This window comes from Paracraurococcus lichenis (assembly GCF_030657435.1).
In the GTDB taxonomy this organism is placed as follows: Bacteria; Pseudomonadota; Alphaproteobacteria; order Acetobacterales; family Acetobacteraceae; genus Paracraurococcus; species Paracraurococcus lichenis.
The window spans coordinates 1-23,632 of the sequence record NZ_JAUTWS010000049.1; the positions used below are offsets into that span (position 1 = coordinate 1).

Genomic DNA, 23,632 nt, shown 5'->3' on the forward strand with positions numbered 1-23,632 from the left:
GCCCCGCCTGCCGATCGGACGCGAGGTTGTCACCTATGGCGGCCTCGATCCCGTCATTGCCTCTTTAGCACGGGTACGAGGTGGGATAAGGCATCCGGTGAATCCTCACGTTCAGAACAGCGCCGCGAAGGGCAGCACTTGCACTGCATCGCCGGGTACCACCGCGGTCGTCACCTCATCCAACTCGGCAAAGGCGTCGCTTTCGGTCAGAGAGGTTTGCATCCCAGAACCCACACGTTCGAATTTCTCGGCCAGAGGAGTCGTTAAACTTGGGCGCAGTCGGACCAGGACGTATTCTCGCCGTCCGACCTTCTTGCGATGATTGAATCGGGCCTCAACCGGAAAGCGCGGCAGAGGCTCCGGCGCGGCGCCGGCGAGCCGCAGCACCAGCGGCCGCGCCAAATGCAGAAACGTGACCACCGCGGCCACGGGGTTCCCCGGCAAGCCGAGCACCGGCTTGCCGGGGAACCCCGTGGCCGCGCACCGCATCACCCCCATCGCCACTGGCCGACCCGGTTTCACCGCCAGGCGCCAGAAGACGAGCCGCCCACTCTGCTCGATGGCGGCTCGGACATGATCCTCCTCTCCAACAGACACGCCGCCTGAGGTCAGCAGCAGGTCATGGTTCGCAGCTGCCGCCTGCAGCGCCGCGGAGCTCTCCCCAGCGTGGTCGGGCATGATGCCGAGATCGAAAGTTTCGGTCGGCAGCCTTGCCAGCAGGGCAAGCAGCGTGAACCGGTTGCTGTCATAGATCTGTGCCGGGCCCCGCGCACCGCCGGCTGCGGACAGTTCGTCGCCGGTCGAGAAAACCCCCACTCTAACCCGCGGCACGACCGGCAGGCTGGCGCAGCCCAGAGCGGCGGCTACGCCAATATCGGTCACCCGCAACCGACGCCCGGCAGGAAGCACGACCACCCTCTCGGGGGTGCTTCCGCGGGCAAGGCGAGCGTTGGAATCGAGCCTTGATGCAGGCGTGTTAACGGTGCCGAACGCGTGGGACGCATCCTCCTGCACTCGCCGGCCGCCGGCGTGCGGCAACACAGGGGCGTTTGTGACAAAACGGGCGCCCTCGGGGTCGGGTAGCGGCACATGCAGATCATGCGCCAGCACCCGACCGAGCGCGTCCGCCAGCGCTACCTGCTCCTCCCCGACCAAGGGCGGGATACGCGTGCCAATCAAGGCCTCCGCCGCGTCAACCGAGAGCAGCGTATTGGAGGCAAAGCAGTCATCCGTGAGCTGCGCCACGCCGCATCATCTCCCTATTTGCTTAGAGCAGCGGGGCTGCTGCAACGTGGAGCACCAGAATGTCGCCAGCCTCAGTCCCTTCATCCCAGGGCTATGGCAGATCCGGCGGAGACCGGACATAGTTGGCGACGTTGGCGTGCTGTTGAGCGTCTTGATGCGGCCTCTCTGTAAAACAACTGCACTTAGCCCCACTGGCAACAACGGCATATCGGTGTGCCGGTTAGGCCGAATCGACTAGGCATCCAATGCTGATCAGCGGCGGTCACGCCAAACTTCGTCGTTCACATTGACCGCCATCAAGACGGACCTGCCCGGTCCTACAGGTGTCGCTCACGCTCGACTTGGTTGAGTTAGGCGAACGGCTTGATCGCGTCGTGCTGCCATGCCGTCCTCCATGCTCCGTGGATAGCGCCGCGGTAAGGCGGAGACCGCATCGAGACGCTCTCGCGTCGCTTGAGGCAGCTCCCAGCCAGTGCACGCGAGGCTGTCGGTAAGCTGCTCAGCGGTGCGGGCACCGACGATCGCACTAGCGACCTGCGGTTGCTCGAGTACCCAGCGAAGTGCTACCTGGGCTGGGCTGCGGCCGAGAGTGACAGCGACCGCCACCAACTCCGCCAAAATCGCCTCGTGTTGCGGGTGGAAGTAGCGTGTCGGGAAGGCCCAGTTCTCAGCCGAGCGAGAGCCCGCGACCGCGCGCTCGCCGGGGCGGTACTTGCCAGAGAGATAACCTCCGGCCAACGGCGACCATACAACCATGCCCAGCCCCTTGAGGCCGCACACCGGAACCAACTCCTCCTCGATGTCGCGGACGACAAGACTGTACTGCGGCTGGTAAGCCTCAAACCGCGCCAACCCTTTACTGTCGCTCGTCCATAGTGCCTCCATGAGCCGCCAAGCTTCGTAGTTGCTGCAGGCGGTATAGCGGATCTTGCCGTGCCGGACGAGGTCGTCGAATGCGCGCAGCATCTCCTCGAGCGGCGTCTGAACGTCGACGTGGTGAATGTAGTAGAGGTCGACATAGTCGGTGCCGAGCCGACGTAAGCTGCCCTCGACCGCGTTCATGATGTGTCGGCGCGACATGCCGGAGTCATTCGGTCCCGTTCCCATAGGGTTGAAGACCTTGGTAGCAATTATCGCCTCGTGCCGTCGGGCGCCCAGAGCGCGACCCAGCATCACCTCGGACGCCCCGTTGCTATAGCCGTCGGCGGTGTCGAAGAAGATCACTCCAGCATCCAACGCCGTGCCGACAATGCGTGCGGCCTCGTTCTCCTCCGTTCCATGGCCGAAGGTCATGGTTCCAAGGCAGACTTCGGAGACTTTCAGGCCGCAGCGACCCAAGCGGCGGTACTCCATCGGCTATAGTCCTTCGTATCCAAGGTTGGATCTGCAGCAATCAAGTGGTTGCCCCGTAGCAGATCACCGCCGCAGCCTCGCTTAACTCGTTCACGAGCAGCCGCAGCTGATGGGGCGGTGCAGGTTGGATGCCGGGTTCCAGACACACAACCGGCGCGGATACAGGATGTGTTATCCTGAAATGGTAGTCTGCTCGGCATCCCAGGCGGTCGGGTCACGCGCAGGCCGGCCGGTGCCATAATGACTATCCCGGGTGGACGATCAAGACCCGTCACCAGCACCTCCACCTTGCCTGACGTTGTATTTATGTGAGTATAACGGAGCGCAGGTTGCAAGAGGGTTCAACCTATGCCCGGGGCGAGCGGAGGAGACGAGGACGGCGGGGCGTGCCGCTGTAGCGCGGTACACGGCCTACTCGACTGGTCGGTGTCAGAGGACAATCTTGTTGAGTTGCGTTTCGTCGCGCAGGACGGCGAGCACCTGATCGTCGCAGTGCCCACAACCATGATCCCACGTTTGATCATGGCCTTGATGGAGATGGGGAACGAGGCAGCCAGGCAGCGCGCGTTCCAGGATGCTGGTGTCCTGGCGGGACTAGGCTGGAAGCAGGCGGAGCGACGCCTGCTCCCGCCCAGCACCGGACGACTCCTCCCTGGCCGTCGGCTGCAAGGCGGCCTCTGACAATAGGACAACGGCGATCCGATAGATGGACAACGACAAGACGATTCAGAGGAGACCACTGATGCCGGGAGGCGACGATAAGGCCACCGACACGTTACCAGGGCCGACGAGGACGGTTGAGGCCGTGCTTGGTTGGCGCCTCGGTCCCACCGCCCATGGTACCTTGAATCTGCTCACCGCAGATGGAACGGAATGCGATTTAGTCGTCCCGGATCGCCTGCTGGCCCGGCTGGCGCTGGCCGCGGTCTCGGTCTTCACCGAGTGGCAGCAGCACGAGACCCCAGAAGGGCTCCGGCTTCATCACCCGGTGAGCAACTGGGCGGTGGAGCCGATGCCGGATGAGCCAGAGCAGTGCTTGCTCACGCTGGCGACGGTTGACAGCTTTACGCTGACCTTCCTGCTCGACCGAGCAGAGCTGGCGGGCATCGCGCGCGCTGCCACTCCGGCAGCGCCGTCATCAAAGGCCAAACATTGAACCGGCCCGACCTGCGCTGGCCCGGCGTTCGAGCCGCACTCGCCACCGGCACCTCCACTCTACGGCTCCTGAATCGATGTGAGTATAGCGATGTGCAAGCCGCAAGAGGTTCCACCACGAAGGCGTGAAGCGCGCAGAGTGAAATGGATGAGAATGGCAGGTGTGTCGCTGCACTGTGGTGGGATGCCGGCGTCCCAGCCACAGCAGGCCATGGTGGGGCGGCTTGTCATCTGCTCGCGCTTGGCGCCGAAACGAGCGATGCTGCGCCGGCCATTAGATGCGACGCAGTAGCAGGCAAGAGGGGGACTGTCCCATGATGAAGGCTCCAGTCCTGCGCCACAGCCTCGTGCCGCTGCTCCTCGGTGCGGTGCTCACACCCACTGTCCGGCAGGGCTCAGATCGAGCTTCTGCGCCTACTCGTCGCTGGCGGTCTGACAAGCGCTATAGAAGAACTCGCGCGCAGATACGCGGCGAGCCGGGGGGGATGCTTGGTCGAGACGCGCTTCGGTCCTTCCGGCCGCTGCGCGAAGCGCTTTTGGCACTGTCGCCCGCCGGGCGGACCGCCTTCGGACGGCATGGCTGCACGCCCATGACGGAGACGAGGGAGCGGTCATGAGCCGACTCGCCGGAGTGGCGGCTGTGATCGCCTTCCTCGCAACGGCAACGGCACCGGCCCTGGCGCAGGGGCCGCTGCGACTCTTCGCCGCCGGGTCACTGCGCGAGGCGATGACCGAGATCACGGTCGCCTACAGCCGCGAGACCGGACGCCAAGTGACGGCGAGCTTCGGCTTCTCCGGCGTTATGCGGGAGCGCATCGAGCGCGGAGAGGCCGCGGACCTCTTTGCCTCCGCCGACACCGGCCACCCGCAGCGGCTGCTGCGGGATGGTCGCGCGAGCCGCGTCGTGCTCTTCGCGCGTAACGCCCTATGCCTTGTGGCGCCGTCCGGCACCGGGTTGTCGGACCGCACGGCCGTGCAGCTCCTGCTCAACCCCTCCGTCCCGCTCGGTATTTTCCCGCCGGTGCAGGACCCGGTTGGGGACTACACGCTCGAGCTGTTCCGTCGCCTCGAAGCGGAGCATCCGGGTGCCGAGGCGGCCCTGCACGCCCGCACAACTGTCATCACAGAGGCGTTGCTGAGCCGTGCTCTATCAGCTGGTGAGGATCTCGCGGTGGCACTGCTACAAGATGGCAGGATGCGTCTCCATGTCAGCTATTGCAGCACCGCGCGGATCCGCCTGGCGGCGGCGGTGCCCGGTCTGGAGATCGCCGCGCTTCCTGCCGCGCTCGCGGTCGGGCCTGCCTACGGACTCGCCGTACTGCGGGAAGGTCGAGCGGGTGTTCAGGACTTGGCGCTGTTCATCCTCGGGGAGGTCGGACAGCGAACTCTGGAACGCTTCGGCTTCACGCCGGTTACCCTACCCTGAGCCTCCTTCGCGGATGACAAGGAGGGCGCAACACCCATCCCGCCCCGTTTTGCACTCACGACATCGACGCAACGTGCTCTGACCGCACAATCGGGAGATGCTGATCATGTTGTGAGTGCGCGACCGCCCAGGGGAAGCACGATCGAGCGCACGCATGACTGGCTTCGCCATTTCGCCGGAGCGGGCGCAGACGGCAAGCGTCGTACAGCATCTGCCCGTCAGGTGTGGTCCTGTACAATCAGACCTTGTTGCGCGCCATCAGTGCCTAGCTGATGCGCGCCATCTTGGCCGCTAGGACTATGGTCATGTGCCGAACGGGATGCCACTCAGCAGTCCTCGCACCCATATGGCAGCGGAGCCGTCCCAGTGCTCTGCGCGGTACACCATCGAAGTGGCCCCGGGTACCGGCAAGGCCTGGATCTGCGGATTCCCCGCTTTGATGATCTTGCCAAAGCGCGCTGCGCCGAAGGAAGGCTCAGCCACCTCGCGTTGGCGGTTTCGCAGTAGCGAGCACGCCTAGCTCGGCGTGGGTGAATATTCGGCTGCGGGTGAGAAACCGCACGCCCTCGGGTGCCTCGAGCGAGAAGCCGGCACCACGCCCCGGCACCACGTCCAGGATCAGCTGCGTATGCTGCCAGTATTCGAACTGCGCGGCACCGATGTAGAACGGGCAACCGGCAATCAAGCCGAGCAGCACATCCTGCGGTCCGACCCGAAACTCGCCCACCGAGTAGCACATCGGTGCCGAGCCATCACAACACCCTCCCGATTGATCCCCCCTTATTCATGCTGACGGCGCTCTGAGCGGGCTCTTGCGGGAGATGCGTGGCTGATTCAGGCGTTTGCGCTGCAGTGTCAGCGAGCGCCGAACCACCCATGGGTGAAACACCATCGACCTTCCATCCGAGCTTCAACGCGGGCGTGGTGATCGAGGCCCGCGTCGAACGCCTGACCAGCGACGCGGGAGCGGTGATCGTGCGCGAGGTGATGGAGCGCAGCGGTATCATCGAGTGGCTGACAGAACGGCTGCACGATCCACGCCAGCCGCATCTGGTGACCTATCCGCTGGCCGACCTGCTGCGCACCATGCTGCTGCTCTTCGCCCAGGGCTGGCGTGACCAGGACGACGCCGATGCCCTGCGGCTCGATCCCGCACTTCGGCTGGCAGCGGCCGAGACGCGCAGCACCACGCCGCTGGCCGAGGGGGCGCACCTGGCCTCGCAGCCAACGCTGTCGCGGCTGCTCGACATCCTGACGCTGGAGCCCAACCGGCCGGTGCTGCGCGAGGCGGTCGGCGAGCTCGCCGCCCGGCGGCTGCGGGCCGAGCGCGGCGGCCACAAGCTGCGCTACCTTACCATTGACGTCGACGGCTTGCCGGTCGAGGTGCATGGCGAGCAGCCGGGCTCGGCCTGGAACGGGCACTACCACCAGCGCATGTACCACCCGATCATCGCCTGCGCGGCAGAGACGGGCGACCTGCTCGATGCCCGGCTGCGGCCCGGCAACGCGCACACCGCCGCGGGCGCGCTCGACTTCGTCCTCGACCTCGTTGACCGCCTGGAAGGCTCCATGTGTCAGGTTGCGGCGGTGCGCATCGACGCCGGCTTCCCCGAGGAGCAGCTGCTCGCCGGGCTGGAGCGGCGTGGCACGCCCTATGTTGCCAGGCTGCGGAACAACCGCGCTCTCGATCGGCTGGCCGGGCCCTACCTCAAGCGTCCGCCGGGACGGCCGCCGGCCGAGCCGCGGCTGTGGTTGCACGAGCTGGAGTACCAGGCCGGTCCCTGGTCGCGCCCGCGCCGGGTCGTGCTGGTGGTCAAGGAGCGCCCGGACGACCTGCTGCTCGACCATTTCTGGCTGCTGACCAGCTTCGATGCCGCCGCCATGCCCGCCGAGAACCTGCTGGCGCATTATCGGCGGCGCGGCACAGCGGAGGGCCATTTCGGCGAGCTAATGGACGTCCTCGCACCGGCGCTGTCCTCGGCGCCGCGCACCAAGAGCCGCTACCGTGACAACCCGCTGCCGGCGCTGCCCACCGGCATCGACGCCGCCGCCCGCAACGAGGCCATCCTGCTGCTGCACCTGCTGGCCTACGAACTGATGCATGCCGGCCGACGCGCCATGGAACTCGCCTCCCACACCGGCTGGGGCCTGCGCCGCTTCCGTGAGCGCGTGCTGCGCGTCGGCGGCCGCGTCCTGCTCCATGCCCGCCGCGTCACCCTCGTCATCGCCCAAACGGCTGCTGGCTTCTGGAGCGCCCTCTGGCCCCGCTTCGAGCGCTTCACCTGGGCGGGCTCCTGAAGCCAGCTTCCGTCCAAGACACTGTGTCGCGCCCATGCCCGCCAGCATTCCTGGCGGACGAGGCCGCATGCCCGTAGCATGCACCAACTGCGCCGCCAACGTCGCCGCGGAGCTCCTCGCCCCCGTTCAACGGAAGCCGCCCCCTTCAAGACAGCGCTTCGTACCGCCACCGAGCGTCCGTTTGCCGCCTGACGCAGCATAAAGCGGTATCGACCCGGCCCAGTGTGAATAAGACGGGTTGATGGAAGAGCAGCGGCCCGTGCCGTTTAGCCAGTCGGGCGACGAGCGCCACTGCGGCTTCGGTGATCTCGACGCGTTCCACCATACGATGCACTCCTTGAGTGGGGAGGGAGACCATGCGCCCCCTTCCCCGCTCTTTGCGTCAGAAGAAGCCGAGTGCCTTCGGCGAGTAGCTGACCAGCACATTCTTGGTCTGCTGATAGTGGTCCAGCATCATCTTGTGGGTCTCCCGCCCGATGCCGGACTGCTTGTAGCCACCGAAAGCCGCATGCGCGGGGTAGGCGTGGTAGCAGTTGGTCCAGACCCGGCCCGCTTGAATCGCGCGTCCCATGCGGTAGGCACGGTTGCCATCCCGGGTCCAGACGCCGGCGCCAAGGCCGTAGAGGGTGTCGTTGGCGATAGCCAGGGCGTCCGCCTCGTCGCGGAAGCGCGTCACCGAGACGACGGGTCCGAAGATCTCCTCCTGGAATATTCGCATGCGGTTGGAACCCTCGAAGATCGTCGGTTCGACGTAGTAGCCGCCGGCCAGTTCGCCGCCGAGGTCGGCCCGCTGGCCGCCGGTCAGAACCTTCGCTCCTTCCTGCCGGCCGATGTCGAAATAGGAGAGGATCTTCTCGAGTTGGTCGTTGCTGGCTTGCGCGCCGATCATGGTGGCGGAGTCCAGAGGGTGTCCCTGCCGGACCTTGCGGGTGCGCGCCACCGCGCGCTCCATGAAGCGGTCGTAAATCGACTCGTGCACCAGCGCGCGAGACGGGCAGGTGCAGACCTCGCCCTGATTGAGGGCGAACATGGTGAAGCCTTCGAGCGCCTTGTCGAGGAAGTCGTCGTCCTCCTGCATCACGTCGGCGAAGAAGATGTTGGGCGACTTGCCGCCCAGCTCCAGCGTGACCGGAATAAGGTTATCCGAGGCATACTGCATGATCAGGCGCCCGGTCGTGGTCTCGCCGGTGAAGGCGATCTTGGCGATGCGCCGGCTTTGCGCCAGGGGCTTACCGGCCTCGACACCGAAGCCATTAACCACGTTGACAACGCCGGGCGGCAACAGGTCGGCGATCAAGTCCATGACCACCAGGATCCCAAGTGGAGTCTGCTCGGCCGGCTTCAGAACCACGCAGTTGCCGGCGGCAAGGGCGGGGGCGAGCTTCCAGGTCGCCATGAGGATCGGGAAGTTCCAGGGGATGATCTGGCCGACCACACCGAGGGGCTCGTGATAATGGTACGCGACCGTATCGGCGTCGATTTCGGAGAGGCTGCCCTCCTGCCCGCGCAGCACGCCCGCGAAGTAGCGCCAGTGGTCCACCACCAGCGGCATGTCGGCATGCGTGGTCTCGCGTACCGGCTTGCCATTATCGAGCGTTTCGACAAGCGCTAGAAGCTCGAGGTTAGCCTCCAGCCGGTCGGCAATGCGGTTCAGCAGGCGCGAGCGTTCCTGGACGGAAGTTCGACCCCAAGCCTCGCGTGCAGCATGCGCGGCGTCGAGTGCGAGGTCAACATCAGCCGCAGTGGAGCGCGGCACCTCGCATAACACCTGACCGGTGATTGGACTGGGGTTCTCGAACACGCGGCCCTCGACGGGCGGCACCCAACGGCCACCAATAAAGTTGTCGTAGCAGTGGCGGAACGCAGCCTGCTTCCGAATGGTCTCTATAGCCTGCTGGTACACGGCATGCCTCCCTGTGGCAGGTTGCGGATCGCGGCCGCCCTGCGTGCACACAGGACGCTAAAAGGCGTCTATTGGCGGGGTCAACGTGATATTTAGTAGAATATAACGCTACAGCCCCCTGGTCACCTGGCCTGCCACCACCCGACAAAGGGGCTTTGTCCAAACTGACGGAAACACGAACCCAGCCTCGCTTGGTAGCGCCATGCTCTGCCTTGCGGCGATCCAGGGCGCTGTATACGAATTGATACGTATTACCGTGGGGAGGTCCGGGGCATGCAGGATGTGTGCAGCCACAATATTGACACGGATGGAGCGGCTCTCGGCAGCGTCGTGGCGCGGCTGTTGAGTGACTTACCCGATTGGGTGCCGCTGCCGCCGGCCTTCCTCGATGCGCTCGGGCTGGTGCGGCTCGGCGGCGATGTGGCCGACTCCGGCCTCTATTCGGTCGGAGAGTTCCGGGCGCTGCCAGCCACCACGGAGGCAGCGACCTACCTCTCCGGCGCCGGCCAGATTACCGATACCTACACCGGCGTGTTGCTGCGCGACCTTCTGGCCGACGCAGGGGGCGCAGTCACCGATCCGGCGGCGAAAAACGATATTCTGTCCCATTATGTTATAGCCACAGGTAGCGACGGCTACAGCGCTGTGTTCTCCATCGGTGAGCTGGAGCAGCGCTTTGGCAACCAACCGGTGTTGGTCGCCTATGCTGACCAAGCCGGCCAGCTCGGACCGGACGGCACCGAGGGCTGGCTGCGCATGGTCGTACCAGGCGATGTAGCAGGTGGCCGCTACGTGTCGCACCTGGTCGGGCTCACCGTCGGCGGCGGCCCTGACTTCATCGCCGGTCCTGGCGGCCCCACGACCGAGTTCCACCTCGATGGCGCTGTGGCGCATCCGGCGGGTTTCGACGAGGCCGGCCTTGCCGCCCTGGCCGGCGTCACGCTCACTGCTACCTACACCTCTGGCGCCGGCCAGGTCACCGACACCTACACCGGCGTTCCACTGTGGGACCTTCTGCAGGACGCAGGTGTACTGACCGACCCGGCGGTGAAAAACGACATTCTCGACTTCTATGTTGTCGCAACCGGCAGTGACGGCTACCGCGTGGTGTTCTCGATGGGCGAGCTCGACCCACGGTTTGGCAACGGTGGCGTGCTCGTCGCTTACGACGATGCACTCGGGCAGCTCGGACCCGACAGTCAAGATGGCTTCGCCCGGCTGGTGGTGCCGGATGACACGGCTGGCGGCCGATACGTGTCAAACCTGGTGTCCATTGAGGTGGTAGACGCTGCGGGTCACAAGCACGACCCTGTCTGGGGCTAAACGACACCAGCATCGTCACCGCCGCCGCCATTCGTGTTGCCTTACTGACGCCCGGACGGTCGCATCGCTAGCCGCACTCGAATACAACGCCTTCGGGACTGCGACGCGGCGCCGTCCGGCACCGGCTTTTTGGAGGAGACGCAACATGGCGGTGACACGGCGAATCCTAACCTTCGCCCCGGCAATCCTCGGCGCAGCGGCAGCTCTCGGATCCCGCAGCGCCAGAGCACAGGCCGGCTGCGGCACGGGCCCACAACTGAGCGTTTACCACGCGGGGAGCCTGAGTGCGGCATTCACGCCTCTCGAGACGCTGTTCACACAGCAGACCGGCATCTGCGTGACCGATGCCTCGGCCGGCAGCTTGGATGCCGCACGGCGCGTCACCGCAGGAGGCGAGCCCTGCGATGTCTATGCCAGCGCCGATGACCGCGCCATTGATTTGCTGCTGAAGCCCGCCGGTTTTGCCGACTACACTATCCGGTTCGCGCGCGGGGCCATGGTGTTGGCCTACACCACGAATAGCCGGAATGCCGGGACCATCGCCGGCTCCGGCACCCTCGCTCCACCCGATCAGGTGCCGATGGTGGCTGATGATTGGTACCGGCAGTTGACACAGACCGGCGTGGTAATCGGTAGTTCCCATCCCTTTCTCGATCCTAGCGGCTACCGCACCGACATGATTTTTCAGCTGGCAGAGATGATCAGCGGCGTGCCCAACCTTTACGACCAGCTGCTGACGCACCTCTCGGTCACCCGAGTCTCCGATGTGCTGGGCCAGACCTACGACCACCAGTTCACCTACGAGCACAGCGCGCGTGCCGCCTACGCTGCGAACCCTGCGACCTACCGCTTTGCGCGGCTACCGGCTGCGGTAGGGCTGTCAGATCCACGATTGAATGCCGCCTATGCGAAGGCCGGTGTTGTCGTTCCCGGCCTGCGCACGCCCGAAGCAGAGCCTTATGTGCGCATCCCAGCCAGCCGCGCGCGCTGGGGCCTGACCATCCTGCGCAATGCGCCTAACCGTGACGCTGCGATCCGCTTCCTGCAGCTGCTTCTCGGAGAGCAGGGCTTCGCGCAATTGTCGGAGACAGGGCCAGAGCCGATCAGCCCGGCGCTGGTCACCGCCGAAGATTATGGCCGTCTGCCTTCTGAGTTGCAGGCGCTGGTACGCATTGGACGACCACCTGCCGAGTAATCCTCGCTCGGAGAGTACAGCCACTGCGAGGGCGAACCAGCCTCCAAACTGATGCGGCCGAGATGATGGCCGCAGCTGGCAAGGCAAGCGGCGAGCGTTTCGGGCTCACTGGGGATTTTCTCTTACTGAACAACACGACCGGTCGTGTCGAGGATGCAGATGCTGCTCGTCGCCAGCGACAAATCAGACCCAGCGTAGTGTCCGTGGCAGCTCGTCCCTTCGGAGCTATGGTGCCATTTTCGCTCTTGGCTCTGCTGTGGCAACAACAGCAGCTGCCGGGAGAGTCGAGGTCCTTCTGCTGCAACTCTGGATGCACACTTTCGGCACCATCGAGGCCTGATTAGCGCAGCCGACTGTCTCAGCGTCCGGGCACAATACAGCAGTGGACGTCCGCGCTCGTGCGACGATCAGCGCGATTTTGAAGGCAGGTAGCCGCAGCCACTGCGACATGCTCGGCCTGCTCGCGCGGCAGGGCCGGCGTGACGCGCCGTTGGCTTCCAGCATTCTTGAAGGTAGTCATCTCACCCATCTTCGTCGGCATTCAAGCGTGGTCGACCAGGCAGGTCGCGCAGGAACTCGACGACGCCGCGGTACGAACTCCGGCAGATCAGCGGCAGGGCGACGATCACCTGGCGCAGCCAGGTCTTGGTCACCGCCAGCTCGAACAGCACCTCGTCGTCCCGCACGGCGGGCGAGAAGGCGTCATTCAGCGCCGCGCTGGCCTTGTGCGCCTGTTGGTAGACAAACTTGCGGCTCACCCCATGCTGGGCGGCCAGGTCGCTGATCGTCTCGGAACCGGCCAGGGCCTGGATGGCGAGGTCCTTGCGGCCGCTCTCGGGCAGCGACCTGACTGCCGCGCCAACACCTCGGTCCATACTCGCCTCACGGGTGAAAACCCGAGGATACCATCACCTACCCCGGTACCGCCAACCCAGCTTCCCGTTTGACCCGATTTCGAACCACGCCCCCGCCATCACCCAATTTCGGCCATAGCTCCCCCTGCTTCGGCCTGGGACCGCTTCAGCCCCGACGGGCTTGACGCGGGGGAGGCTGACCGCCTCCCGCACAAGACATATCGCACGTCCACATCCGACCCTCACAGGCCGGCGCTCTTCGTGCGCCCGTGTTGCCCGATACTGGCCGATTCTGAACCACGCCACACCGAGGCATCAGCCGCACCTCGGTCCGTAACATCTCAGCTCACATCCGGGGTCACGGCTATTCGGATGGAAGTGATGTCGCTGTTCTTGAGGTGAGCCGCCTCGTACCCCGCGCGCTGCCCATTGGCCGGCAGTGCTTCCGCTGGTACGATACCGCGGAAAGCAGCCGCTCCGCGTTGAAGCAGACGCCGTGCTCTCCGGGGGAGCTGGTCGGCCAGCTGCCGAAGCGGCGCGGTCGCCTGCCAGCAGGTGCTCTGGAGGATGCCTGACAAGCGTTCTCGCGTCATTGCCTCCCGGACCGCCAAGTCAGTGAGGGCTAGCTCTGCTCCTGCAATACGTTCGCCACTCTCCTCCAACATTACCCGGAGACACCGAATTTCCTCCGCTTGCGCAGCCATGGTGACTGCAAAATCTTCGGTCTGCCCTTCGAGTTCGAGGTTCCGACGTCGCACCGCCAGCAGATCCGGATCGACACGTTCCACGTCGAACGCGGCCCCTCTGAACGCTTCCAATCTGCCGGTAAGCATGCGCAAGCGGGCCAACTCCGCTGTCAGCACGGCGTGCTCGTGATACGTCTCAGCAGCAAAGATCTGATGCTCGGGCGCAGGATGTCTCGCGGCAAGTTCTGCAATCTTCAGGGCGATTGGGCTGCCCACGACGGCACCTTCGAGAGCCTCATCGCCAAACACCTCATGGTACAGATCGTCCCCCATGGACGCGAAATGCCGCAGGATGCGCGTCGTCTCGAATCGCGTCCGCAAAAGATTGTCGAGGCGCGGCGCGCTCGCGTTCGCGGCGTTGTCGCGGATCCGGAGGGCAGTGAGCTTTTCCGGAAGAACATGGATACGGTGGCCCGCCAGCAGCATGCGGATCCACATGTCGAGGTCCGAAAGGTTCGTCAATCTCGGGTCATAATGGCCGACGGCGGCGTATGCCTCGCGTCGGATCATCGCCGTCGGTGCGCATAGGCAGTTGCCCCCGAAGAAGAATTGCCGGAGCCAACTGCGCCGGGAGAAATCCGGCAGACCGAAGGGAACATGGAAGTCATTATAGGCCTGGGTGGGTTGCCCTGTCTCATCGACCGGCTGGGGCAATCCGAACAGCAGAGAGATCTCGGCATTCGCGTCGAGGAAGGCGACCTGCGTCCGCAAGCGACCCGGCAGTGCCCAGTCATCGGAGTTCAGGATCGCCAAGTACCGGCCGCGCGCCCGCGCAAGCGTGGCATTCATCGCGGCAGCGACGCCGCCGTTGCAAGGCAGCACCTCAAGTCGGATCCGGGGATCATCGAAGAAGCGGAGGATCGCGGCCGTCTCGTCGGTCGAGCCGTCATCTGTGGCAACGATTTCGAAGTCCTGAAAACTTTGACTCAGCAGGCTTTCGATCGTCTGTCGGACATAGGCTGCATGATTGAAAGTCTTAATGAGCACCGAAACCGAAGGACAGCATGCGGGGGCAACATGGGCAGGCCGCAACTCGGCTGCGGGAGTGCACTCGGTGCGCCACCAAAGCGGCTTTACCGCCGCTCGTTCTGGTTCAAAGTCACAGACTGACAGGTCGCAACCCGCAAGAACCATCTCCTCCCAAAATGTGCGATGCTCGTCCCGAGACCGGAGGTAGTGCCGGCCGAACCCGCTGGCGCGATCACGCGGTCCGAGACGTCGACCCTGAACATTCTCGCGCGCGACATACCGCTCGAAGTCGAGATGCTTGTAGTGCCAGAGCATAACTTCGTCGCGCTCGGGCAGGTGCAGGTGCCCAACTGGCCGGGCGACGTGTCGCCCCGCCCCGAAGCCAGTCTCCTGCAACGCATTCGGATCGAAAATGCTGAGTTTATTGAATGCCGGTCGGGCGCGGCCGCACGTGACGGTCTCCACCAGCAGACCGTTGTCCGGCGGCATCTCGGGGTGGTGCATATCAAAGCCAAGCGCTGGGATCAGCGTCGTGTTGCGCCGTGCCTGCTCGGCAAGGTAGTCCCTCATCTCACGCCCACGGACGTGCAGGTGCTCGTCAATGGCGGTAACGACGACCCAATCCGCCTGACCACGACTTTCCTTCCAGACCTCATCCTGCATTGCTGTATGCGAGAGAACGAAGGAATCCGCTACGACCCGGGTGAATTGCCGTACTTCGACTTTGGGATGTGCTCGTAGGATGCTCAAAGAATTGTCAGTCGAGCCGTCATCGTAGATGACAAAGCGATCTACCCATGGCGCGTAGTGGCGAAAGAAGAAGCCGAGCATGTCAGCTTCGTCCCAGCAGATGGTATACAGATGTACGACGGGTCTGGGCATGATCGATGTCCCCTCACCCTGCCTTCACGATGGTGTCGCGCCGGACCAGCCGTGCGGGGTTCCCGAGCGCAAGATAGCCGTCTGGTACATCGCGGGTCACCACGGCACCCGCGCCGACAATGGCATCCTCGCCGACCGTGATGCCGGGCAGGATCACAGCGCCGGCACAGACCAAGCCCCCTGAACCGACCGTCACGTCACCGGCAAGCACGGCGCCTGGACCAATCGAGGCGAAGTCACCCAACCGGGCGTGGTGACCGATGCTGGCGCCGCGATTGATTAGAACGAAGGCACCCAGGACACTATAACTCCCGAGGCTGACCCCGGAGTTGACGTAGCAGCCGGGGCCAGTGTCCAGCCGGCGCGGGACCGCGACACTCGGGTCAACAAGTCGCATCGGACGAACGAGCCCGAGAACCTCCGCTTGCCGGGCAGCCAGCCGCCGATGGCGCGGCGTGAAGAGCGGTACGAGAAATGGTAGTTCCAGCATGGCACCCGTTATGTCCTCAGGCGCCATGACGCGCGTACCATCGCACAGGTAATGTCTGCCAGGCCAGTTGTGGATACCGGCGACGACGCGAAGTCCCGCCCGATGCAGGCTCTCCTCGACATCGACCAAAATCGGTGATCCCGCACCGAAGAGAAGAACGCCGGCTACGCCCTGGACGGTGCCAGCATCATCCTGGCTTGCATGGATTTCGCCTGCTTGGTCGAGCATTGGATTTCCCAGTCCTCCCACCAGGAAGCGTACCGGGAGCTCGTCGCGGGCCCTATGGGCCATATTCCCGGTTTTCCGGGGAATCTTTCCTGATTTTGCCGGCGAGGCGTGCTGGCCCAGCTACCGGGGCCGATCACGCGGTCCGCGCGATGGCCCACTTGGGTGGGGGTAGCCCGCGACAGTGTCGGCCGGTGGGCCGCACCACGAGGTGAGCGCATGACCAGCTGCGGTCTCGCCCTACGCGCTATCAGTCCTCTGGTTGCCGGGCGATCTCGCGCAGATCGTCCGCTGAGAGGCGGAGGTCGAAGCGCTTACCGTCAGCTGTATAGGCATCATCAACTTCCCAGGTCTTGCCGCGGTCCTCGCGCTCGATCTCCTTCCAGCGCACGAACCCTCGTTCGTGCAGCACGGCCTCGATCCGTTTGCGCTCGGCGGCTGTCGGCGCGTCGTTCTCCGTCCGCCGCCGCTGCTGTGCGTAGGCTGTCGGCACCACGGTTGCGAGCGCAAGGGTGACGAGGAGGACACGGGCCACCAATGGGGTGCCGAGCCCTGGGCTACTGTGAGGCATGTGGCGAAATTCCCTTTCCAGCCTGACCAAGCAACCGATCTGGATTGGGTGAGTTCCACGTTCTCAACCTGGAGCATTTAGCTGGCGCGCACGGTAGCATCGAATAGTTTCAGTTAGATTTGAGCGCTCGGAGACCACCACCTATCTCAGTCCGAGCTCAATCGTCATCCGCATCAGGTCAGCCGTCGTGGTAACGCCGAGCTTGGCCTTGATTTGGGCCGAGGTGTTCGCCACCGTCTTGTAGCTGGTGCCGAGCGCAGCAGCGATCTCGGCGAGCGATCGGCCGTCCCCGAGCAGGCGCAGGGTTTCGAGCTCCCGTCCGGTCAGCTGACCAAGTGGGTCCTCGGTTGCGGCAGCCCGGAGTGCGAGTTCCTGCGCGATCTCGCTTTCAATGTAGCGGCCCCCCTTGGCGACGCGGCGGACTGCCTCGAGCACCTCCTCCGGCGGGGCCCGCTTGCTCAGGTAGCCTGCGGCACCGGCCCGGAGTGCCTGTGACGCCCGGAATGCCTCCGGATGCATGCTGAACACCACCACGCGCAGGGCGGGCTGCACCAAGAGCAGGCGGCGGAGGAGTTCGAAGCCGCAGAGGTCCGGCAATCCGAGGTCGAGCAGCACCAGGTCCGGCGGCGCGGCCTGGACCATGGACAGCGCCTCACGGCTGATGGCCGCCTCGCTGATCTCGAGCTCGGGTAGGGTTCCAAGCAGGCGATGGAGGCCCGACCGGATCACTGCATGATCGTCAACGATGAGCAGCTTCATGCGATAGCCGCGGTCATGACTGCACGGATCATGTTATCAGGCGACAGGCGCGCCGTGACGGTCGGACTTCGGTTCCTCGCAATCTCTCCGCTCTCCGACGTGCCGTGCAGGGCGACAGCCCGGTCATAGAGCATGAGCAAACCAGATTCGAACCCTGCCGTGCCAGCCAGATCGACATCGTGGCCCGATCCGCGGGCGATCACATCATCCGCGACGGATGTTGGGGCGTATCGGAGCAGGCAAGCTCGTAGTGGCATGAACAGTCGGTCCTCCGATAGCGACGCTATCAGAGCGGCGGCCCATTAATGCAAATCGGGAAGTTTTCCCTCGCATTTCGGGAAGTTATCCCATGGGCAACTCGCAGCGGCTTTGGCCTAATCAACACGCATGGTGGGCGCTGCGAACTGACAAAGGCACAAAGACGAGTGCGGGGTGTTGTACAGGCTAACGACCCCGGCTTGCTTTAGTCCCTCTGTCGCGCTGTTGCCCGAGGGGGGAAGCAAAGGACATGACAACACACAGGAAGCGGCTGGGCCGGGGAGGTCGCTATTCCGCGCGGATCGTGAGCGCATTGACATTGGGCATCGTGATACCTTCTGTGCAGCCAGTTTTGGCGCAGGAAGCAGCTCCGACGGCGACCCTGCCGGCGGTCGAGGCGGTGGGCACCACGCCCCTGACCTCGACCGGGCTGCCGCGCGACCGAATCGCCGGCAATCCGCGTAGCTTTTCCGCGGCCGATCTGGCGCGCGATGGTGCCCCTAATCTTGTCGACACCCTGGTCCGGCTCTCGGCCGGCGTCACGCTGAACGACACGCAGGGCAATCCCTTCGCACCGGACCTGCAGTACCGCGGCTTCACCGCCTCACCCCTGGTCGGCACACCGCAAGGCTTGGCGGTCTACCAGAACGGGGTTCGCATCAACGAGGCCTTCGGTGACACGGTCAACTGGGACCTTATCCCGAGCATCGCCATCCGCAACACCGACCTGCTCGGCAGCAATCCGGTCTTCGGCCTGAATGCGGTCGGCGGCGCCCTGAACCTGCGCATGAAGACCGGCTTCGACACTCAGGGCGGCCGCATCGACCTGTCGGGCGGCTCCTTCGGCCGGGTCGGCCTCGCCGCAGAGTATGGCAAGCAAGTGGGCAATGTCGCCGCCTATCTCGCGATTGAGAGCCTGAACGAGGATGGTTGGCGGCGCTTCTCGCCGTCCCGGGCGAGACGGCTTTATGGCGACCTGGGCTTCCGCGGCGAGCGGGCGACCCTGGACCTGTCCATCACCGCCGGAAGTACTGCACTTGGCGGCAACGGACCGACGCCCGTGCAGCTGCTGGCTGCCAACCGCCGCGACGTCTTCACATACCCGGACCGCACCTACAACCGTATGACCATGGTGCAGGCCAACGGCACTTATGAGATCGCGGCCAACTGGAAGCTTGAGGGCAATGCCTATGTCCGCAGCTTTCGCCAGCGCACATTAAACGCCGATATCGCGGAATTCGAACGCTGCGACGACGACGACCTCGCCGGATTACTCTGCTTCGAGGATGGTCCCGCGGTGACTGCGAGAGGTGGCGGGCCCGTCAGCGCCGACCTCCTCGGGGACGGCGTGCCGGGTGTGGTGAACCGCACCGGGACGAACACAACGGGCGCCGGTGGTGCGGCGCAGGTGGTTTCGACCGAGCCGATCCTTGGCCGACCTACGCGGGTGGTCTTCGGCGTCAGCTACGATCATGCGGACACCGACTTCATCGGCAGCACCGAGCTCGGCGTGGTGACGCCGGACCGTACCGTCGTCAATCGCGGGGTGTTCGTCGACAGCCCTCAAGGCGGCATCGCCGATGTCCGCCTGAACACGACGAATGCCTACTGGGGGGTCTACGGAACCGGCACCATCGACCTCACACCGCGTCTCTCAGCCACAGTTGGCGGTCGGTTCAACAATGCCAATATCCGGCTACGGGACCAGATCGGTACGGCGCTTAATGGCGACCATACTTACTCCCGCATCAATCCTACGGCGGGGCTGACCTGGCGGCCGCTCGACACCGTTACATCCTATGTCAGCTATGCCGAGGCGAACCGCGCCCCAACCCCGGCCGAGCTCTCATGCGCCGATCCGCTGCTCCCCTGCACTCTCGGTGCGTTCTTTCTCGCCGACCCTGCCTTGAAGCAGGTGGTGAGCCGGACCTGGGAAGGAGGGCTGCGCGGCACCCTGCCGCGCGCCTGGCTCGGTGGCCGAACCACCTGGAACCTCGGCCTGTTCCGAACCGATCTCTCGGATGACATCCTGCTGGTGCAGAGCGAGATCCAGGGCCGCGGCTTTTTCCAGAATGCAGGCGATACCCGCCGGCAGGGGATCGAGGCTGGGCTCGCTTGGCGCACCGAGCGTCTCGCCATTGCGCTCGACTATGCGCTCATCGACGCTACGTTCCGCACGGCCCAGCGGCTCCCGAGCCCTAACCATCCCGATGCCGACGCTAACGGAACCATCCCGGTCGAGCGTGGCGACCGCATCCCCGGCATCCCTCGGCACCGCATTCGCTTCGACACGGAATGGCGGGCGACGGAAGCCTGGCGACTGGGCGGCACGGTGATCTTCAACTCGGACCAGTACCTGCGAGGGGACGAAGCCAACCTCCTGAAGCCGATCGCGGGCTATGCCATCGTCAACCTGCGCACCAGCCTTGCCATCGGTCCCGGCGTTGAGCTCTATGGTTTGGTCCGCAATCTGTTCGACCAGCGCTTCTCGACGTTCGGCACCCTCTACAGCCTGGAGACCGCGAGCGCGCTCAACCTCGGCCTGAGCGACCCACGCACAGTCACGCCTGGGTTGCCGCGCGCTTTCTACGGCGGGGTGCGGTTCACCTTCTGAGCTTCGCGTTGGTGATTCATCCTCTCGCGACGGAGGGCCGCTCGAGAGCATGCAAAGTTGTGGGGGTCGATCAGGCTGCATTTGCCATGGCCTGCTGACCTTCGGCGGGACGGAAGCCCGGGTAGCGCTGCCGGAAGGTAGCCTCGAGCGTGTCGTTCAGAACCGCCGTGCGGACGTCCAGGAAGGGCTGCACCGTCGCCCGGCTCCAGCGCATCTGCTGGGCTTTGTTCATCCGCTTGGCCACGATCTCGTTCACCGCGCTTTCCACGAACGAGGTCGAGATCGGCAGCCCGCGCCGACGCTGGGCGGCATAGGGCACCAGCGCGCGCTCGTTACGCCCAAGGTGGCCCAGCAGATCGGTGACGTAACGCTGCACGCGGTCACTCCCTGCTGCCTCCACCACGGGCGTGGTTCAAAACGAGCCAATTCCAGGTAACATCGAAAATCTATAGAGCTCTGAAAATAGGCACTCTTTTCGCTTTAGGTGTTACCCTGACTTGAACCAAGCCAAAATGCTGGCTTGGCACGAGGTCTGACAGAATCTGTGGAGGAGTGTCGACCTGATCAATGCATGATCCGCTTTTCAGCAGGGAGGTTGTCCGTTGCAAACTGCGGTTGAGTCACAGTGTGACCGCGGAGGCATATTCCACAAGTGCGCGCCGTTGCCGCCAAGCGCATGGCCAATGGCAGGGCCGGCATAATGGCCGGCTGCTCGAGCCAGCTGGCCAGCACATCCAAGGCGCTCAAGGCGTCATCTCGCTGCAGGGCCGCGATCAGGGCAAGGAGGAGGTCTTCGTCGCGGCCGACTTGCGGACAGGTGCAGCACCGGATGTCAAGCGGACGTCGCATGGCACGATGAACGGTGTGCAGGAACGCGTCGAAGGCCTGCACGGTATCTTCCGACAACTCTCCTCGTCTGCAGACCTCGCGCCAGTCGAGAGAGGGCATGCCATCTGGACGACGCGCCGCTACCCAGGTCCGGATGACCGCGATGCAGAAGAGAGCCTCCGGTTCGAGGTCCTGCACCGGTCGCCCTTGGTCCACCTCCTCCCGGTGCATGCATGTCGCCATTCAACTACTCCCGAGAGGCCTGGGGTTCTTGGTCGCGTACCACGGACGAAGTAAACCTGACGCACCAGATGGGCCTGAAAGGTGCGGAATCGCCGCTTCTCGATCGGTGCGTGACAAAGCTCTGGTCATACACCTGGCAGGTACTGCGGGCCGCTTGGGAAAGGTCGAATGCGCCCAGATCGTCGTCCCAGCTGTGCCGGCGTCCAGACTTCACATGCGCCATGCCATCCCTTGCCATGAGCGCAGCCAGCGTAGCGACGCCAAGAGAGCGGTGTCGGATCATCACAGACAGCTCCCTCAGTGCCGAATTGGAAGAGGCGGCAGCCAGGGCGTGATACCTGCGCTGTCTATGTCCATCAAATCCACAAGCGGACGGGGGCTGAGATGGAGCCCGACGGTGAGAAACATCTCGCCCAGACCTTGCAGCGGCCCGAGGGCGAACTCCGCTCCGACATTGGACAGTAAGCCCTGCTGGAGTGCCTCCTCCGCGAGCCAGCTATCCCGGCCCTGGGCCAACCGTGCGGCATGCAGTAGGCGCTGCTCATCCGTAGTAAGCCGCGGGCAGTGCGGACAGCCGAGTTCCACTGGCCGGCGTGCGGTGCGAGCGATGACGCGCATGAACATGTCCAGCGATGCCGCGGCTGCGGGAATGCCGACCCGTGCCATGCTCTCTTCGAGCCGCAGCATTGGGTTCACCGCCCGGCGAACATCGCGGACCCATCCGCGCACTCCGAGAAGCAGCAGGGTCTCAGCCGGGTCGAGCGCCTCTGTCGCATTTGGATAACCACGAAGGCTCCGCGGGGCGAAAGGCACGATGTGGCCCATGAGCGTGCTCCTGGTCTCTGGTCCAAGGAGACTAGCTCTTTTTGCGAGTGACTCGCAATCGCAATTTGCCGGCAACTCGGGACCATCGAGCTGAACTATGTGCACGGAAGAGAGTGGCGCTGGCTCGCCCGCTGGTGGGCCAGCCTCGTCAATCCTGTGGAGCCGATTGGGCACCGCGCGCGATCGCCACCATGGCTCTCAACCCAGGGCGCGAGCTGGCATTGCGCGGGTGAGGTCACCCTATAATGATAATGGCTGTTCGGCGTGCCGCCGCCGGGCAGAGGCGAGGAGCAGCAGCGCCACGACAGCCGGAAGTGTGAGCGATGCGGCAGCAAGTGCCGGATCGATCTCGACCAGAATCCCGCACACCGGTGCTGCGGCTGCATAGGCGGCCGCCTGGATCGCCGAGGTGCGGCCCGCGACGCGTCCGCGCGACTGCGCCGTCGCACCACGCATCAACGCCGCCATGGTCGAGGGGACGGCGATGCCGATGCCAACTGCCAGGACGACGATTCCCACCGCCGTGCCGGAAAGGGTCTCAGAGGCCGCGAGGACAACCGACCCAGCGGTCGCTAATCCAGCCCCCGCGGCGGCGCGCCAGCGTCCCGAGACACGGTGGGACAGCAGATTGCCTGCGATGGCCGCTATGGCCGTCAAGGCCATGAGCCAGCCAGCCCAGCGCGTAGCGATATGCCCGTCCAGGCCGAGCCGCGCCAGCAGCAGCGGCCCGAGGAGAAACTGTGCGCCACCCCCGAGCACATGCAGTGCGAAAAGGGCGAACACCAGATGCCACGCCGGGGTCCCTGACGCTGCGCGCGTCTCCGCAGCCATGGGCAGCACGGAACTGGTAACACTCGACATTACAGGGCTTGGCAGAAGAAGCAGGACAAGAAGCGCAAGGCACGCAACTGCGACCAGCGCTGCGAGGGTCCCAGCCGCACCCAGACCGCCGATGAGCGCCACGGCGAGCGGTCCGAGCAGCCGGCCTGCATTCTGGGCTGCGCTTGCCCTACCCTGCAGACGAGTTCCCGCCATGACATCCTCCCCGGCCCAGAGCCAGGCCTGGGCGGCCGGATGTAGCGCCGCTACGCCAGTGCCATTGACGATCCGCGTCATCAAGACAACAGCGAAGGCGTGTTCCTCGGTCACGACACCGGCGGAAACCAGGGCCGTGTAGCTGCAGAGAAGAGCTGAGGCGACGCATATAGCGGCGAGACCGCATCGGGCTGGCAAGGCGGGCCGTGCTCGATCTGCAAGAGCGCCGGCCACGGGTGCCAGCAGGATCGTTGTCAGGAGCCCTACCCCGATTGCCAGGCCGAGCTGGTCAGCGCCCATGCCGAGTGCCTGCATCAGGAGTGGCAGGAGCGCGAGCGGTGCCGTCTGCGCAGCAGCAACCAACCCCAGCGTCAAAATCAGACCCACCTTCACCATTCTTGAGTTCCACTCCGCCAATTCGTACGCTGGCGCAAT

General features: G+C 64.7%; 19 protein-coding genes. 6 read left to right on the forward strand and 13 right to left on the reverse strand.

What is annotated here, in order from left to right; translation table 11 throughout:
• Window positions 1-111: 111 nt before the first annotated feature.
• Together Q7A36_RS29380 and Q7A36_RS29385 are read right to left on the reverse strand one after the other, a co-directional pair.
• Window positions 112-1,245, reverse strand: coding sequence for a molybdopterin molybdotransferase MoeA (locus Q7A36_RS29380; protein ID WP_305107348.1), 1,134 nt, complete (start codon window positions 1,243-1,245; stop codon window positions 112-114).
• Between the two features lie 330 nt (window positions 1,246-1,575).
• Window positions 1,576-2,598 (reverse strand): aldo/keto reductase, encoded by a 1,023-nt coding sequence (locus Q7A36_RS29385; protein ID WP_305107349.1) that lies wholly within the window; start codon window positions 2,596-2,598, stop codon window positions 1,576-1,578.
• A 706-nt stretch (window positions 2,599-3,304) separates the two neighbouring features.
• On the opposite strand from Q7A36_RS29385, the gene Q7A36_RS29390 reads away from it, so the two are divergent.
• Both Q7A36_RS29390 and Q7A36_RS29395 read left to right on the forward strand, forming a co-directional pair.
• Window positions 3,305-3,754: a hypothetical protein gene (locus Q7A36_RS29390; protein ID WP_305107350.1), complete on the forward strand. Its 450-nt coding sequence runs from the start codon at window positions 3,305-3,307 to the stop codon at window positions 3,752-3,754.
• A 612-nt stretch (window positions 3,755-4,366) separates the two neighbouring features.
• Window positions 4,367-5,179: a substrate-binding domain-containing protein gene (locus Q7A36_RS29395; RefSeq protein ID WP_305107351.1), complete on the forward strand. Its 813-nt coding sequence runs from the start codon at window positions 4,367-4,369 to the stop codon at window positions 5,177-5,179.
• A gap of 475 nt (window positions 5,180-5,654) precedes the next feature.
• Here Q7A36_RS29395 and Q7A36_RS29400 read toward each other — a convergent pair whose 3' ends face one another.
• A complete protein-coding gene (locus Q7A36_RS29400; protein WP_370655720.1) occupies window positions 5,655-5,963 on the reverse strand; it encodes a DUF779 domain-containing protein in 309 nt (102 codons plus the stop codon).
• A 92-nt stretch (window positions 5,964-6,055) separates the two neighbouring features.
• Between Q7A36_RS29400 and Q7A36_RS29405 the strand changes: the two genes are divergently transcribed.
• Window positions 6,056-7,477: an IS1380 family transposase gene (locus Q7A36_RS29405; protein ID WP_305107352.1), complete on the forward strand. Its 1,422-nt coding sequence runs from the start codon at window positions 6,056-6,058 to the stop codon at window positions 7,475-7,477.
• Window positions 7,478-7,859: 382 nt separating this feature from the next.
• On the opposite strand, the gene adh is transcribed toward Q7A36_RS29405, so the two are convergent.
• Window positions 7,860-9,380 (reverse strand): aldehyde dehydrogenase, encoded by a 1,521-nt coding sequence (adh, locus tag Q7A36_RS29410; protein WP_305107353.1) that lies wholly within the window; start codon window positions 9,378-9,380, stop codon window positions 7,860-7,862.
• Window positions 9,381-9,653: 273 nt separating this feature from the next.
• Here adh and Q7A36_RS29415 point away from each other — a divergent pair, with 273 nt between their 5' ends.
• Window positions 9,654-10,703 (forward strand): molybdopterin-binding protein, encoded by a 1,050-nt coding sequence (locus Q7A36_RS29415; RefSeq protein ID WP_305107354.1) that lies wholly within the window; start codon window positions 9,654-9,656, stop codon window positions 10,701-10,703.
• A gap of 145 nt (window positions 10,704-10,848) precedes the next feature.
• Window positions 10,849-11,898 carry a substrate-binding domain-containing protein gene (locus tag Q7A36_RS29420; protein ID WP_305107355.1) on the forward strand — a complete coding sequence of 350 codons (1,050 nt, stop codon included), beginning with the start codon at window positions 10,849-10,851 and terminating at the stop codon, window positions 11,896-11,898.
• A 521-nt stretch (window positions 11,899-12,419) separates the two neighbouring features.
• On the opposite strand, the gene Q7A36_RS29425 is transcribed toward Q7A36_RS29420, so the two are convergent.
• The 5 genes from Q7A36_RS29425 to Q7A36_RS29445 form a co-directional block, all read right to left on the reverse strand.
• Window positions 12,420-12,773 carry a hypothetical protein gene (locus Q7A36_RS29425; protein WP_305107356.1) on the reverse strand — a complete coding sequence of 118 codons (354 nt, stop codon included), beginning with the start codon at window positions 12,771-12,773 and terminating at the stop codon, window positions 12,420-12,422.
• Window positions 12,774-13,093: 320 nt separating this feature from the next.
• A complete protein-coding gene (locus tag Q7A36_RS29430; RefSeq protein WP_305107357.1) occupies window positions 13,094-15,298 on the reverse strand; it encodes a glycosyltransferase family 2 protein in 2,205 nt (734 codons plus the stop codon).
• A gap of 64 nt (window positions 15,299-15,362) precedes the next feature.
• Window positions 15,363-16,067 (reverse strand): LbetaH domain-containing protein, encoded by a 705-nt coding sequence (locus tag Q7A36_RS29435; protein ID WP_305107358.1) that lies wholly within the window; start codon window positions 16,065-16,067, stop codon window positions 15,363-15,365.
• Between the two features lie 247 nt (window positions 16,068-16,314).
• Window positions 16,315-16,599 (reverse strand): PepSY domain-containing protein, encoded by a 285-nt coding sequence (locus Q7A36_RS29440; RefSeq protein ID WP_305107359.1) that lies wholly within the window; start codon window positions 16,597-16,599, stop codon window positions 16,315-16,317.
• A gap of 177 nt (window positions 16,600-16,776) precedes the next feature.
• Window positions 16,777-17,394, reverse strand: coding sequence for a response regulator (locus Q7A36_RS29445; RefSeq protein WP_305107360.1), 618 nt, complete (start codon window positions 17,392-17,394; stop codon window positions 16,777-16,779).
• A gap of 508 nt (window positions 17,395-17,902) precedes the next feature.
• On the opposite strand from Q7A36_RS29445, the gene Q7A36_RS29450 reads away from it, so the two are divergent.
• Window positions 17,903-20,266, forward strand: a complete 2,364-nt coding sequence (locus tag Q7A36_RS29450; protein ID WP_305107361.1) for a TonB-dependent receptor — start codon at window positions 17,903-17,905, stop codon at window positions 20,264-20,266.
• A 70-nt stretch (window positions 20,267-20,336) separates the two neighbouring features.
• On the opposite strand, the gene Q7A36_RS42105 is transcribed toward Q7A36_RS29450, so the two are convergent.
• The 4 genes from Q7A36_RS42105 to Q7A36_RS29470 form a co-directional block, all read right to left on the reverse strand.
• Complete coding sequence (locus tag Q7A36_RS42105; protein WP_305107378.1) at window positions 20,337-20,642, reverse strand: hypothetical protein; 306 nt, start codon at window positions 20,640-20,642, stop codon at window positions 20,337-20,339.
• Between the two features lie 188 nt (window positions 20,643-20,830).
• On the reverse strand, window positions 20,831-21,325 hold the full coding sequence (locus Q7A36_RS29460; RefSeq protein ID WP_305107362.1) for a hypothetical protein: 495 nt from the start codon (window positions 21,323-21,325) through the stop codon (window positions 20,831-20,833).
• Window positions 21,326-21,634: 309 nt separating this feature from the next.
• On the reverse strand, window positions 21,635-22,162 hold the full coding sequence (locus Q7A36_RS29465; protein WP_305107363.1) for a hypothetical protein: 528 nt from the start codon (window positions 22,160-22,162) through the stop codon (window positions 21,635-21,637).
• A 240-nt stretch (window positions 22,163-22,402) separates the two neighbouring features.
• Window positions 22,403-23,593, reverse strand: coding sequence for an MFS transporter (locus Q7A36_RS29470; RefSeq protein ID WP_305107364.1), 1,191 nt, complete (start codon window positions 23,591-23,593; stop codon window positions 22,403-22,405).
• Between the last annotated feature and the right edge of the window lie 39 nt (window positions 23,594-23,632).

What these genes read in the sequence shown, in the direction of transcription:
- Q7A36_RS29385 (WP_305107349.1), bottom strand. Translation starts at nt 2,598, where the DNA reads ATGGAGTACCGCCGCTTGGGTCGCTGCGGCCTGAAAGTCTCCGAAGTC.
- Q7A36_RS29390 (WP_305107350.1), top strand. Translation starts at nt 3,305, where the DNA reads ATGGACAACGACAAGACGATTCAGAGGAGACCACTGATGCCGGGAGGC.
- Q7A36_RS29395 (WP_305107351.1), top strand. Translation starts at nt 4,367, where the DNA reads ATGAGCCGACTCGCCGGAGTGGCGGCTGTGATCGCCTTCCTCGCAACG.
- Q7A36_RS29405 (WP_305107352.1), top strand. Translation starts at nt 6,056, where the DNA reads ATGGGTGAAACACCATCGACCTTCCATCCGAGCTTCAACGCGGGCGTG.
- Q7A36_RS29415 (WP_305107354.1), top strand. Translation starts at nt 9,654, where the DNA reads ATGCAGGATGTGTGCAGCCACAATATTGACACGGATGGAGCGGCTCTC.
- Q7A36_RS29420 (WP_305107355.1), top strand. Translation starts at nt 10,849, where the DNA reads ATGGCGGTGACACGGCGAATCCTAACCTTCGCCCCGGCAATCCTCGGC.
- Q7A36_RS29425 (WP_305107356.1), bottom strand. Translation starts at nt 12,773, where the DNA reads ATGGACCGAGGTGTTGGCGCGGCAGTCAGGTCGCTGCCCGAGAGCGGC.
- Q7A36_RS29430 (WP_305107357.1), bottom strand. Translation starts at nt 15,298, where the DNA reads ATGCTCGGCTTCTTCTTTCGCCACTACGCGCCATGGGTAGATCGCTTT.
- Q7A36_RS29435 (WP_305107358.1), bottom strand. Translation starts at nt 16,067, where the DNA reads ATGCTCGACCAAGCAGGCGAAATCCATGCAAGCCAGGATGATGCTGGC.
- Q7A36_RS29445 (WP_305107360.1), bottom strand. Translation starts at nt 17,394, where the DNA reads ATGAAGCTGCTCATCGTTGACGATCATGCAGTGATCCGGTCGGGCCTC.
- Q7A36_RS29450 (WP_305107361.1), top strand. Translation starts at nt 17,903, where the DNA reads ATGACAACACACAGGAAGCGGCTGGGCCGGGGAGGTCGCTATTCCGCG.
- Q7A36_RS29460 (WP_305107362.1), bottom strand. Translation starts at nt 21,325, where the DNA reads ATGCACCGGGAGGAGGTGGACCAAGGGCGACCGGTGCAGGACCTCGAA.
- Q7A36_RS29465 (WP_305107363.1), bottom strand. Translation starts at nt 22,162, where the DNA reads ATGGGCCACATCGTGCCTTTCGCCCCGCGGAGCCTTCGTGGTTATCCA.
- Q7A36_RS29470 (WP_305107364.1), bottom strand. Translation starts at nt 23,593, where the DNA reads ATGGTGAAGGTGGGTCTGATTTTGACGCTGGGGTTGGTTGCTGCTGCG.